At 60.3% G+C, this 13,136-nt stretch carries 15 protein-coding genes; 12 read left to right on the top strand and 3 right to left on the bottom strand.

The features are described 5' to 3' along the window. Positions 1 to 31: 31 nt before the first annotated feature. From KUW67_RS10945 to KUW67_RS11000, 12 genes are all read left to right on the top strand, one after another. The gene (locus KUW67_RS10945) at positions 32 to 895 is read left to right on the top strand and encodes a branched-chain amino acid aminotransferase (protein ID WP_224825343.1); all 864 of its coding nucleotides are present in this window, start codon (positions 32 to 34) and stop codon (positions 893 to 895) included. 59 nt (positions 896 to 954) lie between these two features. After that, entirely contained in the window at positions 955 to 1,410 is a 456-nt protein-coding gene (locus tag KUW67_RS10950; RefSeq protein WP_224825344.1) for a universal stress protein, read from the top strand. Positions 1,411 to 1,502: 92 nt separating this feature from the next. Next, a complete protein-coding gene (locus tag KUW67_RS10955) occupies positions 1,503 to 2,066 on the top strand; it encodes a NifU family protein (protein WP_224825345.1) in 564 nt (187 codons plus the stop codon). A 58-nt stretch (positions 2,067 to 2,124) separates the two neighbouring features. Next, positions 2,125 to 2,514: a GFA family protein gene (locus KUW67_RS10960; protein ID WP_224825346.1), complete on the top strand. Its 390-nt coding sequence runs from the start codon at positions 2,125 to 2,127 to the stop codon at positions 2,512 to 2,514. Beyond that, positions 2,511 to 3,152 (top strand): tRNA (adenosine(37)-N6)-threonylcarbamoyltransferase complex dimerization subunit type 1 TsaB, encoded by a 642-nt coding sequence (tsaB, locus tag KUW67_RS10965; protein ID WP_224825347.1) that lies wholly within the window; start codon positions 2,511 to 2,513, stop codon positions 3,150 to 3,152. Before KUW67_RS10960 ends, tsaB begins: the two co-directional genes overlap by 4 nt. Beyond that, complete coding sequence (locus tag KUW67_RS10970) at positions 3,149 to 3,556, top strand: GNAT family N-acetyltransferase (protein WP_224825348.1); 408 nt, start codon at positions 3,149 to 3,151, stop codon at positions 3,554 to 3,556. Before tsaB ends, KUW67_RS10970 begins: the two co-directional genes overlap by 4 nt. 174 nt (positions 3,557 to 3,730) lie before the next feature. Next, complete coding sequence (locus tag KUW67_RS10975) at positions 3,731 to 4,720, top strand: BMP family protein (RefSeq protein WP_224825349.1); 990 nt, start codon at positions 3,731 to 3,733, stop codon at positions 4,718 to 4,720. A 5-nt stretch (positions 4,721 to 4,725) separates the two neighbouring features. After that, a complete protein-coding gene (locus KUW67_RS10980) occupies positions 4,726 to 6,288 on the top strand; it encodes an ABC transporter ATP-binding protein (protein WP_224825350.1) in 1,563 nt (520 codons plus the stop codon). After that, positions 6,289 to 7,377, top strand: a complete 1,089-nt coding sequence (locus tag KUW67_RS10985) for an ABC transporter permease (RefSeq protein WP_224825351.1) — start codon at positions 6,289 to 6,291, stop codon at positions 7,375 to 7,377. Then, positions 7,377 to 8,342: an ABC transporter permease gene (locus KUW67_RS10990; RefSeq protein ID WP_224825352.1), complete on the top strand. Its 966-nt coding sequence runs from the start codon at positions 7,377 to 7,379 to the stop codon at positions 8,340 to 8,342. The genes KUW67_RS10985 and KUW67_RS10990 overlap by 1 nt, the downstream gene beginning before the upstream one ends. Before the next feature lie 97 nt (positions 8,343 to 8,439). Beyond that, positions 8,440 to 9,354, top strand: coding sequence for a sulfite exporter TauE/SafE family protein (locus tag KUW67_RS10995; RefSeq protein ID WP_224825353.1), 915 nt, complete (start codon positions 8,440 to 8,442; stop codon positions 9,352 to 9,354). Further along, complete coding sequence (locus KUW67_RS11000; RefSeq protein WP_224825354.1) at positions 9,355 to 10,110, top strand: TIGR02186 family protein; 756 nt, start codon at positions 9,355 to 9,357, stop codon at positions 10,108 to 10,110. Here the strand turns inward: KUW67_RS11000 and KUW67_RS11005 are convergent. The 3 genes from KUW67_RS11005 to KUW67_RS11015 are packed head-to-tail and all read right to left on the bottom strand — an operon-like array spanning position 10,107 to position 13,015. Further along, positions 10,107 to 10,823 (bottom strand): SDR family oxidoreductase, encoded by a 717-nt coding sequence (locus KUW67_RS11005; RefSeq protein WP_224825355.1) that lies wholly within the window; start codon positions 10,821 to 10,823, stop codon positions 10,107 to 10,109. The two genes, KUW67_RS11000 and KUW67_RS11005, sit on opposite strands and share 4 nt — an antisense overlap. Then, complete coding sequence (locus KUW67_RS11010) at positions 10,820 to 12,346, bottom strand: ATP-dependent RecD-like DNA helicase (protein WP_224825356.1); 1,527 nt, start codon at positions 12,344 to 12,346, stop codon at positions 10,820 to 10,822. The genes KUW67_RS11005 and KUW67_RS11010 overlap by 4 nt, the downstream gene beginning before the upstream one ends. Positions 12,347 to 12,385: 39 nt before the next feature. Further along, complete coding sequence (locus KUW67_RS11015) at positions 12,386 to 13,015, bottom strand: acyl-homoserine-lactone synthase (protein ID WP_224825357.1); 630 nt, start codon at positions 13,013 to 13,015, stop codon at positions 12,386 to 12,388. Positions 13,016 to 13,136: the final 121 nt, after the last annotated feature.

Genomic DNA, 13,136 nt, shown 5'->3' on the forward strand with positions numbered 1-13,136 from the left:
CCGTAGCTTGCCCGGCGAGGGAGACACGATCATGGCCACCGGCATCAATATCCGCACCTATTTCGAAGGCACCTGGCACGACGGCGACATCCCCGTAATGAAGGCCGCCGATCATGCCATGTGGCTTGGCTCGTCCGTCTTTGATGGGGCACGGTATTTCGATGGCGTCTGCCCCGATCTTCATGCCCATTGCGCGCGGGTGAACGCGTCTGCCGAGGCGCTGATGATCACGCCCACCATTTCTGCCAGCGACATGGTCGAGATCGTGTGGGACGGGCTTGCGGCCTATTCGAAAGACACAGCCGTTTATATCCGCCCGATGTATTGGGCGCTCGAGGGCGGGCCGTTGGGCGTGTTGCCCAAGGAAGGGGCCACGGGCTTTGCCATCTCGCTTGAAGAGATCCCCATGCCCGCCGCTGGCACAGCCACCACGCTGACGCGCACGCAGTTCCGCCGCCCGGTCTTGGAAGACAATGTGTGCAATGCCAAGGCGGGCTGTCTTTACCCTAACAACGCGCGGATGCTGCTGGAGGCCAATCGCAAGGGCTTTGGCAATGCGCTGGTGGCCGACGCCATGGGCAACGTGGCGGAAACCGCGACGGCCAATGTCTTCATGGTGCACGACGGGGTGGTCTTCACGCCCATCCCCAATGGCACGTTTCTGGCAGGCATCACACGGGCGCGTCACATCCACAACCTGCGCGAAGACGGCCAGGAGGTTGTCGAAAAAGTCCTGTCTTTCAATGATTTTCACGAGGCTGACGAGGTTTTCCTTTCGGGCAACATGATGAAGGTTACCCCCGTGACCGCGTTTGACGACACCCGGTATCAGGCAGGCCCCGTAGCCAAGAGGGTGCGCGAGATGTATTGGGATTGGGCGCATTCCACCGGCTGAAAAGAATTGCCACCCGCCGCACGCTCGGTCATGATGCAAGGCGATTTCTGGGAGGTTTCATGCGCAAGTTTCTGGTCGTTCTTGATGACAGCCGCGAGTGCCTCAACGCGATGCGCTTTGCGGCGATGCGCGCCTCTCACACCGGGGGCGGCGTCGAGATCCTGTCGATCATTCCGCCCGATGAGTTCAACCACTGGATCGGTGTCGGTGACATCATGCGCGAAGAAGCGCGCGAGAGGATCATCGCCCATTTCGAGGTTTTCGCGAAGTGGATGCGGGATAAGCAGGGGGTCGATCCCGAACTGGTGATCCGCGAAGGCGAAGCCGTGCCGGAGATTATGGCGCAGGTCAAAGAAGACGGCGAGATCGGTGTGCTTGTGCTGGGGGCTGCGACGGACAAAAAAGGTCCGGGCCCGCTGATCACGCAATTGACCAAGAATGCCGGTGAATTGCCGATCCCGATGACGATTGTGCCGGGCGATCTGTCCAAGGAGCGGCTTGAGGCCATCACCTGAGCGCATCAGCGCGACGTTTTAGAACAGTTCTAAACCTTGACACCCCTCCCTGCCGACCGCATATCTTGGGTCTACCCACCGGAGGCAGCGCCATGTTCATTCAAACCGAATCGACCCCGAATCCCGCGACACTGAAATTCCTGCCCGGTCAGACCGTGCTGGAAACCGGAACAGCGGACTTCCCCTCCAAAGAGACGGCGCACAAGTCGCCTTTGGCCACGCGTATCTATGCGGTTGATGGCGTCACAGGTGTCTTTTTCGGAAATGACTTCGTGACGGTGACAAAGGCGGATGAAACCGACTGGGATCACATCAAGCCATCGGTTCTGGGCGCAATCATGGAGCATTACCAATCCGGCCAGCCGGTGCTTGAAGGCGATGCCGAAACCGCTTCGGGCCATGCAGAGCATACGGGCGAAGACGCTGAAATCGTTGGCCAGATCAAAGAATTGCTGGATACCCGCGTCCGTCCGGCTGTGGCGCAGGACGGTGGCGACATCACCTTCCACGGCTTTGATCGCGGCATTGTCTATCTGCACATGCAGGGTGCGTGCGCGGGCTGCCCCTCTTCGACCCTGACGCTGAAAATGGGGATCGAGAACCTGCTGCGCCACTACATCCCCGAAGTGATCGAGGTGCGCCCGGTTGCCGCCTGACGCCCCCACCTCGGAGGACCCGGTTTTGACAGGGCGCTGCTATTGCGGCGCCTTTTCATTGTCTGCGAGCGCACCGCTGACAGTTGCCTATTGCCACTGCGCAGATTGCCGCCGTGTCAGCGGCGCGCCAGTCTCTGCTTTCGCCGCTTTCGATCCGCAAAACATTACGATCACACCTGCACCCGAAACCTCTGTCACGGTCGCCCCCGGTGTGACCCGTTGGTTTTGCGCCAAGTGTGGAACGCACTTACAGGCGCATTATGACTATCTGCCCGATCAGCTTTATGTGCCGATTGGCCTTTTCGATGATGCAACGTCGCTAAAGCCGGAAAGCCATTCTCATAGCGGCTCCAAACTGCCATGGCTTTGCCTGACGGATACGCTTCCGCAAGCGGAAGGCTCTGGCCGCGCCCGGCTGAGCGGCGCAGGCGCATCGCGCAAAACATGATCCTCGCCTTCGACACCTCTGCGGCCCATTGCACCGCAGCCCTTTTGTCGGGTGGCAAGGTCCTGGCGCACGCCCATGAGGACATGGCCAAAGGCCAAGCCGAACGCCTGATGGTCCTGCTGCAAGAGGTGCTGAGCGAAGCGGGCGCGACCTATGCCGACCTCACGGCCATCGCGGTTGGCACCGGGCCGGGCAACTTCACAGGCATTCGCATTTCGGTCTCTGCCGCGCGGGGGCTGGCCTTGGGCCTGGGCATCCCGGCCATTGGCGTCAGCACGCTTGAGGCGCAGGCCTTCGACACGCCCGGCCCGGTTCTGTCTACCGTCGATGCGCGCCGCGATCAGGTCTACCTCCAGGGCTTTGGCTACCCAGATGCTCCGCCGCCGCAACAGCGTGCCCTCGACACAATCGCTGGCCTCGCCAGCCCTCCCGGCCTGACGGTTATCGGCGGTCGCAGTGATGCGGTCAGCCGCCAGCTTGACGCGCGCGCGACCGCCTCCGCCTACCCGTTGGCGGAAGCCTTGGCACTGGTCGCTGCCACCCGCTTGTCAGAGCCGCAACCGCGTCCCAAGCCGCTCTATATCCGGCCAGCTGATGCCGCCCCGCCGCGCGATCCGGCCCCTGTCATCCTGTCATGACTGCTGCCGATCTGGCCGCCACCCACGCGCTGAGCTTCACCACACCGCGCCCATGGTCTGCGGTCGAGTTCACCGATCTTCTAGCCAGCCCCCACATTCACCTGCTGGGCGATCCGACAGCGTTCCTGATGGTGCGCACGGTCTTGGACGAAACCGAAATCCTGACCCTCGCGACGCACCCGGATCATCGCCGTAAAGGTCATGCCCAACGCCTTCTCGACCAGCTGCACGAAAACCAGACCGGGCGCATTTTCCTTGAAGTCGCGGCTGACAATCAGCCCGCGAAAGCTCTCTACACACATGCTGGCTACCGGGCCGAGGCGCACCGCAAAGACTATTACCGCACGCCCGACGGCACCAAAATTGACGCGCTGATCATGGTGCGAGACCCGGTAAGTGACTAACCATGCGTCACAATTGTGAAATCGCGCGCACACAGGCCGCGTTCTACCCAAAAACCGGTTGACGGTCCTTCCACCCTGCGGCCTACTCCCTTGCAGGATCGGACAGATCTGTCTGTGGGTGCATAAAAGGTGGGTAAACCCTCCGCACCGAAAACCAAACCTGGGAGACCACATATGAGCCTCATGAAATCGCTTCTCGGCGCCGCCGCCAGCCTAGCCCTCAGCGCAGGCGCGAGCTTTGCCGAGCCCGCCCTCATCTTCGATCTGGGCGGTAAGTTCGACAAATCCTTCAACGAGGCTGCTTTTGGCGGCGCGACCCGTTGGGCCGAAGAAACCGGCGGCTCTTTCCGCGAAGTCGAGCTGCAGTCAGAAGCCCAGCGCGAGCAGGCTCTGCGCCGGTTCGCCGAAGCTGGCCTGAACCCCATCGTGATGGCGGGTTTCTCGTTCGGCTCCTCGCTTGAAACTGTCGCTCCCGATTTCCCCGACACCAAATTCGTCATCATCGACATGGTCGTCGACCAGCCCAATGTTCGCTCGGTCGTCTTCAACGAGCATGAAGGCAGCTATCTGGTCGGCATGATGGCCGCTAAAGCCTCCGAGACCGGAACGGTCGGCTTCATTGGCGGCATGGATATCCCCCTGATCCGCAAGTTCGCCTGCGGCTACGTCCAGGGTGTCAAAGCAGTGAACCCGGACGCCGAAGTCATCCAGAACATGACCGGCACAACGCCTGCTGCGTGGAATGACCCCGTCAAAGGTGGCGAGCTGACAAAGGCGCAGATCAGCCAAGGCGCTGACGTGGTTTACGCGGCCGCCGGCGGCACCGGCGTAGGCGTTCTGCAAACCGCAGCCGACGAAGGCATCCTGTCGATCGGCGTGGACAGCAATCAGAACTATCTGCACCCCGGGCAGGTCCTGACCTCCATGATGAAGCGCGTGGACAACGCCGTCTATGAGGCGTTCAGCGCAGGCGTCGATGTCGAGACCGGCTTCAACGTCATGGGTCTGGCCAATGACGGCGTCAGCGTTGCAATTGACGAGTTCAACGAACCCCTCATCACCGACGAGATGACAGCCGCGGTTGAAGAAGCAACGGCCAAAATCGTTGCCGGTGAAATCACCGTGCACGACTACATGTCCGATGACAGCTGCCCGGTGATGTAATCCCGATGGATGGGCACAAGACTGAGGAGCGGCTGGCAACGGCCGCTCCTGCCATTGAACTTCGCGGCATCTCAAAGGCCTTTGGGCCGGTGCAGGCGAACAAGGACATCTCGATCAGCGTCCAGCCAGGCACGATCCATGGGATCATCGGCGAAAACGGGGCCGGGAAATCGACCCTGATGTCGATCCTTTACGGGTTTTATAAAGCCGACAGCGGCACGATCCTGATCAATGGGACCGAGACGACAATCCCTGACAGTCAGGCCGCGATCGCCGCGGGCATCGGCATGGTGTTCCAGCACTTCAAACTGGTCGAAAACTTCACCGTGCTTGAGAATGTGGTCCTGGGTGCCGAAGACGGCGCACGGTTGACCCCTTCGCTCGGCAAGGCCCGCAAACTGCTCACTGAACTGGCGACAGAATATCAGTTGAACGTCGATCCCGAAGCTCTGATCGAGAACCTCAGTGTCGGCCATCAACAGCGCGTTGAAATCCTCAAAGCGCTCTACCGCCGCGCCAATATCCTTATTCTGGATGAACCCACGGGCGTGCTGACCCCCGCAGAGGCCGATCACCTGTTCCGCATCCTCAAGGGCCTGCGGGACGAGGGCAAGACGATCATCCTGATCACCCACAAACTGCGCGAGATCATGGAGATTACCGACACCGTCTCGGTCATGCGGCGCGGTGAAATGACCGCAACAGTCAAGACGGCCGAGACCTCGCCCGAGCATCTGGCCGAGCTGATGGTTGGCCGCAAAGTTCTGTTGCGTGTTGATAAAACACCCGCAAAACCGGGCGCTAAAGTATTGGAAGTTGATAACCTTCGCGTTGTTGACGACAAGGGCGTCGAGCGCGTCAAGGGTATCCACCTTGAAGTGCGCGCCGGCGAAATCCTCGGCATCGCAGGTGTCGCAGGCAACGGCCAGTCCGAATTGCTTGAGGTGCTGGGCGGCTATGCCAACGGCTCTGGCATGATCCGCGTCAATGGTGAAGAGATCGACATCACAGGCTCCGCCTCCGACGCGCAGACAAGACGCGCGCGCGGGATCGCCCATGTACCGGAGGACCGCCAGCGCGAAGGTCTGATCATGAATTTCCACGCGTGGGAAAACACCGCCTTCGGCTATCACAAAGACGCCCGCTATAATCGTGGCCTGCTGATGGACAATGTCGCGATCCGTAAGGACACCGAAGCCAAGATGGAGCGTTTCGACGTCCGCCCGCCCAATTGCAACCTGCACGCCAAAAACTTCTCGGGCGGGAACCAACAAAAGATCGTTCTGGCGCGTGAGATTGAGCGGAATCCCGACTTGCTGCTCATCGGCCAGCCCACCCGCGGTGTTGATATCGGCGCGATTGAATTCATCCACCAGCAGATCGTCGCCCTGCGCGATACCGGCAAGGCGATCCTGCTTGTCTCGGTCGAGCTTGAGGAAATCCTGTCGCTTTCGGACCGCATCGCCGTGATGTTTGACGGCCAGATCATGGGCGAGCGCCTGCCTGATCAAACCGACGAGAAAGAACTGGGCCTGCTGATGGCAGGCATCTCAGGGGAGGCCGCCTAGATGGACCGGATGCCAAAATGGGCGGACGTCCTGCTGATCCCGCTGATCAACTTGCTGATCGCTTTTGCGCTTTCCGGGCTGGTCATCTTGGCCATCGGCAAAGACCCCGTTGTCGCCTTGCAGACGATGGTCCAGGGCTCTTTCGGGTCCACCAACGGCATCGGCTATACCCTTTATTATACAACGAATTTCATCTTCACAGGCCTTGCTGTGGCCATCGCCTTTCACGCGCGATTGTTCAATATCGGCGGCGAAGGCCAAGCCGCATTGGGCGGGCTTGGCGTCGCGCTTGTGTGCCTTTCGATCCAGTGGCCGCACTGGCTTATTGCCCTACCCGCCGCGATGGTCGGCGGCGCGGTTTTCGGTGCGGCTTGGGCGTTTATCCCGGCCTATCTGCAAGCCAAACGTGGCAGCCATATCGTGATCACGACGATCATGTTCAACTTCATTGCAGCCGCCCTGATGGGCTATCTGCTGGTCGAGGTGATCAAGGCCCCCGGCTCCATGGCGTCGGAAACCTCGCCCTTCCCGCCGGGCGCGTCCTTGCCCACCTTCCACGAAATGCTCGCCCCGCTGGGCATTGAGTTCAACCGCAACACGCCTGCGAATGTCAGCTTCCTCGTTGCCCTCGCCTGTCTGGTGTTCTTTTGGGCCCTCGTCTGGCGCACGCGCCTAGGCTATGAAATCCGCGCTTTCGGCCAATCAGAATCCGCGGCGATCTACGCGGGCATCAACCCTGTCAAAATCACGGTCATCGCGATGCTCATCTCTGGTGCCTTCGCGGGCCTCATGGCGATCAACAACGTCATGGGCGAGGCCGAACGCCTGATCCTGAACTCTGTCGAAGGGGCGGGCTTCATCGGCATCGCTGTCGCGCTCATGGGGCGTTCGCACCCGGTGGGAATCCTGCTGGCGGCACTGTTGTTCGGGTTCCTCTACCAAGGCGGGGCCGAACTATCGTTGTGGGAGAACATCCCCCGCGAGCTGGTCATCGTGATCCAGGCCCTCGTGATCCTGCTCACTGGCGCGCTCGACGGCATGGTGCGCGGCCCGGTTGAAAAGCTCTTTGCGAAACGAAAGCCCGCCTGATGGATTTCCTGACGATCATCCAAATCCTCGACAGCACGATGCGGCTGGCCACGCCGCTTTTACTGGCCTGCCTCGCTGGTCTTTTCTCGGAACGCGCGGGCATTTTCGATATCGGGCTGGAGGGCAAAATGCTCGCCGCCGCGTTCCTGTCCGCTGCTGTTGCTGCCGCCACAGGCTCGGTCTGGCTGGGCTTTCTGGCAGGCGTCGGCGCCTCCATCTCGCTTGCCCTGATCCACGGTCTTGCCTCAATCACCTTCCGGGGCGATCAGCTGATTTCCGGCGTTGCGATCAACTTTCTGGCCGCAGGCCTGACGGTGATTGTCGGGCAAAGCTGGTTCGGCCTTGGCGGGCGCACGCCTTCTCTTGCCGGGGACGCACGGTTTAATCCGCTTGAATGGCCGCTGGCCGAAACCCTCGCCGATATCCCCGTCGCTGGCCCGCTTTATGCCGAGCTGATCTCTGGCCATTCGATCCTTGTCTATGTCGCCCTGCTCGCCGTCCCGACCTCCTGGTATATCCTGTTCCGCACGCGCTTTGGCCTGCGTCTGCGCGCCGTGGGCGAGAACCCGGGCGCGGTTGATACTGCCGGCATTTCCGTCGTGCGCCTGCGCTTCACCGCCGTCATCATCTGTGGCCTGCTGTGCGGGATCGCGGGGGCCTATCTGGCCACCGGTCTGGCCGCTGGCTTTGTCAAAGACATGACCGCCGGGCGCGGATTTATCGCACTGGCGGCCCTTATCTTCGCAAAATGGCGACCTTGGCATGCGCTTTATGCATGTTTGCTGTTCGGCTTTCTGGAGGCCATCGGTAACCGCTATCAAAGCATTGAACTTGCAGGGTTTATCCTGCCTGTGCAGTTCATGCAGGCGCTGCCCTATATCCTCACCGTGGTGATCCTCGCAGGCTTCGTTGGAAAGGCGATCCCCCCGCGCGCCGGGGGTGCGCCTTACGTGAAAGAGCGTTAATCGCGTCAAAAAACGACCGTCGATCCGATTTGTCGCAACAAGGGGGCTACACGCAGGCCAAATCCTTTTGTAAGGCAGGTTAAGGAGTCGATGCCCCATGCAAATCTATCTGCCCATCGCCGAGGTTTCGGTGAATGCTTTCCTGCTTTTGGGGCTGGGCGGAATTGTGGGCGTGCTTTCCGGCATGTTCGGCGTCGGCGGCGGCTTTCTGATGACCCCGCTCCTCTTTTTTATCGGCATCCCACCCGCCGTTGCAGTGGCGACCGAAGCCAATCAGATCGTGGCCTCCTCTTTCAGTGGCGTGCTGGCGCATCTCAGACGGCGCACTGTCGATCTGAGGATGGGCACAGTCCTGTTGATCGGCGGCCTGATCGGGGCCGCTGTTGGCGTCGTGATCTTCAACTATCTCAAGGCGCTCGGCCAGGTCGATCTGCTGGTGAAACTTTGCTACGTGCTGTTCCTTGGCGTCGTGGGCTCGTTGATGTTTGTCGAAAGCCTCAACGCGATCCGGCGCTCAAAAAATCCTGCGGCGAAGCCCAAGCGGAAGAAGCATAACTGGATCCACGCGCTGCCCTTCAAGATGAAGTTCCGCGTCTCTGGTCTTTATATCTCGGTCATCCCCCCGATTGTGGTGGGGATCACCGTCGGCATTCTTGCCGCGATCATGGGCGTGGGTGGTGGCTTCATAATGGTGCCAGCTATGATTTACCTGCTGGGCATGCCAACAAAAGTCGTTGTCGGCACCTCGCTCTTCCAGATCATTTTTGTCACCGCGTTTACCACGTTGCTGCATGCCACCACGAACTTCACCGTGGATGTCGTGCTTGCTGTGTTGTTGCTTCTGGGCGGCGTGATCGGCGCACAGATCGGCACCCAGATCGGGGTCAAGATGAAGGCCGAACAGTTGCGTATTCTGCTCGCCATCATGGTGCTCGCGGTTTGCGGCAAGCTCGCTTTTGACCTGCTTGTCATGCCGTCCGAGCTCTACTCCATCGGGTTCGAGGGTCACTAGATGCTGCGCCTCGCTCTCGCCTTTCTCCTGCTCGTCACGCCTGTTTCCGCTGAAGAGGTCGTTCTTGGCCTCAGTCAGGACGAGGTCGCAATCAATGCGACATTTGACGGCGACGACATCCTCATTTTCGGGGCCGTGAAGCGCGAAAAGCCGATTCCCAATGGCGACCCGCTTGAGGTGATCGTGGCCGTTGCTGGCCCGTTAGAACCCTTGACCGTGCGCCGCAAAGACAAGCGTTTGGGCATCTGGATCAATGTCGATGCGGTCGTCATTGACGAGGCCCCCAGCTTCTATGCCGTTGCCTCTACCGGCCCGATTGAAGAGGTGCTGAGCAACACCGAAGACCTGCGCCACAAGATTACGATCAACCGCGCGATCCGCTTTGTCGGCGCACCGGAACAGATCACCGATAGCGGCAAATTCACCGAAGCCCTGATCCGTATCCGAAAAGAGGCAGAGCTTTATCAAACCCTTGAAAACAACGTAGAGCTTGCCCAGCAGACGCTGTTCCGCACCCAGATCAACATGCCCGCCAATCTGGTCGAAGGCGGCTACAAGACCCGCATCTTCCTGACCCGCGGCGGCGAGGTAATCAACACCTACGAGCGGATCATCGACGTGCGTAAAGTCGGGCTTGAACGCTGGCTCTACAACATGGCGCATGACACGCCGCTGCTTTACGGGTTGATGTCACTCGCAATCGCCATCGCGGCGGGCTGGGGTGCCTCTGCGGTGTTCCGCATGATCAAGGGTTAACCACGCCCCACGTAAGGCATCTTGGTCGCCATCAGCGTCATCGTCTGCACATTTGCATTCAGCGGCAACGCCGCCATATGCACAACCGCGTTGGCCGCATCCTCCGGTGAAATCATGGGCGGCAACACCTCGCCCTTGGCTTGTGCGGCCTCTGCGATATCCTCAAGGATACCTGTTCGGGCGTTGCCGATATCAATTTGCCCGCAAGCAATATCAAAGGGCCGCCCGTCCAATGAGATCTGCCGCGTCAGCCCCGTAATCGCGTGTTTGGTTGTCGTGTAGCACACCGCGCCCTCACGCGGAGAATGCGCCGAGATCGAGCCGTTATTGATGATCCGCCCGCCTTGTGGGTCCTGCCTGCGCATTTGCTTGAACGCCGCCCGCGCTGCATAAAACATCCCGTTAAGGTTAACGCCGACGGAAGCGTGCCAATCCTCCAGCGGCACTTCGTCAAATGGGGCGGCAGGCACGAAAATCCCCGCATTGTTGAACAGCAAATCGAGCCGACCCACTTGCGCAACGAAGGCGTCAAACGCGCGTTGCACAGCCTCCGCATCCGCCACATCGCAGGGCAAAACGATACCACCTTCGATCTTGGCCAACGCGTCCTCGCGCCGCGCCAAGACGCCTACGGTCCAACCCGCAGCGATCAGCGCCTGTGCAGTCGCCAAACCGATCCCGCTGCTGGCTCCGGTCACAATCGCTGTCTTCATTCAACCTCTCCCTCAAGCGTCAACGGCGGTGGGGCCACGGCCAGATCATCTGTCCGCAAAGGCCCCGAAGGGCGCGACAGCCGATTGCGCACCACCCAGAACAACCGGTTCTGCGCGCGTGTGATCGCCACATAGGCTAGGCGCTTCCATAACGGTTGCCCCGCTTCCGTCCGCCCCATCCGCGCGGCGGCATATAAATCCGGCGCAAAGACCTGCACGTTTTCCCATTGCGAACCCTGCGCCTTGTGGATCGTGACCGCCGCCCCATGCAAAAAGGCCGCCCCCATACGTGCGGCAAAGGGGATGAACGGCTCTTCCTCGTCAGGCATCTCGATCTTGATGATCGAGGCCGCACTGACCTGCGGGTCCTCCGCGCCCATCACGTGCAGCCTAGAGAAACCCGGTTTGCGCCCCTCTTCAAGGTAAACGCATTGCGCCCCCTTGATCAGCCCACGTGCTTCCAGATCCAGCCGCTTTTTGCGGTGCTTCAATGGCAGCTCGATCCCATCGCAAATCAGCGGCTCGCCAGGCAGCAACTCCGTCTCCGGCGCGCCAAACGCATTGCGAAACGCGTGGATCAACCGAATGCGCGTCGCGTTGCGCCAGACCAGCACAGGCGAGCGCGCCATCAAGTCCGCCTCCACCCGCTGCGCCCAGACCACGCGGTCATCGCGCCTCGCGGCATCCTCCACCATCCGCTCGAACTGCTCGAACCCGATGCTGTCATCGCCCAAAGCGTGCGCCAGATCGAGGATCGGATTATCTTCCGCCTGCCGAAATACCCGGTTCAATTCACGCTTACGCGGCCCCTTGATCTCGTCAAAAACCATGCCGCCCGACTGGTTCACCGGGGCCAGTTGCGCCGGATCGCCAAACAGCAAGAGCGTCGGAAAGATCTCCTGCAAATCCTCATATTGCTTGGCATCCAGCATCGAGCTTTCATCGACGAACCCGATGTCCAAAGGCTCCTCGCGCCGCTTCCATCCGGTGATGAAATCCGACCCGCGCAGGCCCGCAGCCGCCAAGGCGCCGGGGATCGACTTGTTATGCTCGTAAAACGCTGCCGCCCGATCCAGTGCGATCTCGGTGAGCCCGTCAATCGTCGGGCGTGATCCGTTCCCGGCAAGCCATTCCGCGATTTTCTCATATTCCGGATCATAAACCGGCGTGTACAAAATCCGGTGGATCGTCGTCGCCGGAACCCCGCGGTTCCGAAGCACACTTGCCGCCTTGTTCGTCGGCGCCAAAATCGCCAGTGTCCGCCGATCCTTGCGCTTGCGCCCCTCATAATCGCCTGAGACGACATCGACCCCCGCCTCGGCCAGCGCCTTGTAAAGCTCTGCCAACAAAAGCGTTTTACCCGATCCCGCCTTGCCAATGACCGCCATCACACCAGACGTGCCACTGCCCGGCGGCATCAATGTGCCTTCGTGCAGATCAACACCAGCCCGTGCCATCAACTCGGCCACAGCGTCATAAGCTTCGGCCTGATCGTCAGAAAATGTGAGTGCGGGAACAGTCATGTCGCGACCCTACAAGGGCCACGCCGCACGGGCCAGCGGTTATGCGGCCCAGGCCGTTTGATCGCTCCCGCCAAACGCCCGCAGCGCCCAATAGCGCGAGACCTCAAAGCTCACGCCTGCGCGCTTTTGCAAGCGAAGCAAGGCCGGTTGCGTAAACGACCAAAGCCCCACGCTGATCTGGTCACGCCCTTCACCCACACTGCCCAGCACCTCGGGCGGCGCACCAATCCTTTGATAAATGCGCACCATCCGCGCATCGAACACTCCAACGAAATGTGTGACCCCAAACCGCGTCATTAACTCAGACCCCGCCAGCATCAACAGTGCCGAGACATTCGCGGTCGCATCGGCAGCCAGACAGAACCGCGTGCACTCCCAAATCCCCGGACTGCTAATCTGAGTGTTCGACAAATGCGCAAAGTGATCATTCACCATCGTGCGCCCCACACTTGGTAAAAACCGCATAGAGCCACCATGCCCGCCGTCCGGCGTCTCCCAGATCACGTAAAGCGGGTTCAGATCATCATATTCATCGCGCTCAAAGCCATCGCCATCCACCGACACCTCCCACCCAAGCCGCCGCTTGAACTGGTCCGCGCGGTCCCGAAACATCGCGTCGCGCAGCTTGGGAAACGCATTTAGTTGGTCTGCATAAAGAAATCTGATCATGGGGGCTCTCCGTCACGTTGCTGAAGAAAAGCCTGTGCCAAGTTGGTTAAAAAATGGCTGCGCCCGATGGGTGTAAGAAACCGTTAAGGTTAACGCCCCGCCCGGCTTTCTTTTGTCTCAA

Origin of the sequence: Cognatishimia sp. MH4019 (assembly GCF_020177595.1) — a bacterium.
GTDB lineage: Bacteria > Pseudomonadota > Alphaproteobacteria > Rhodobacterales > Rhodobacteraceae > JAHTBL01.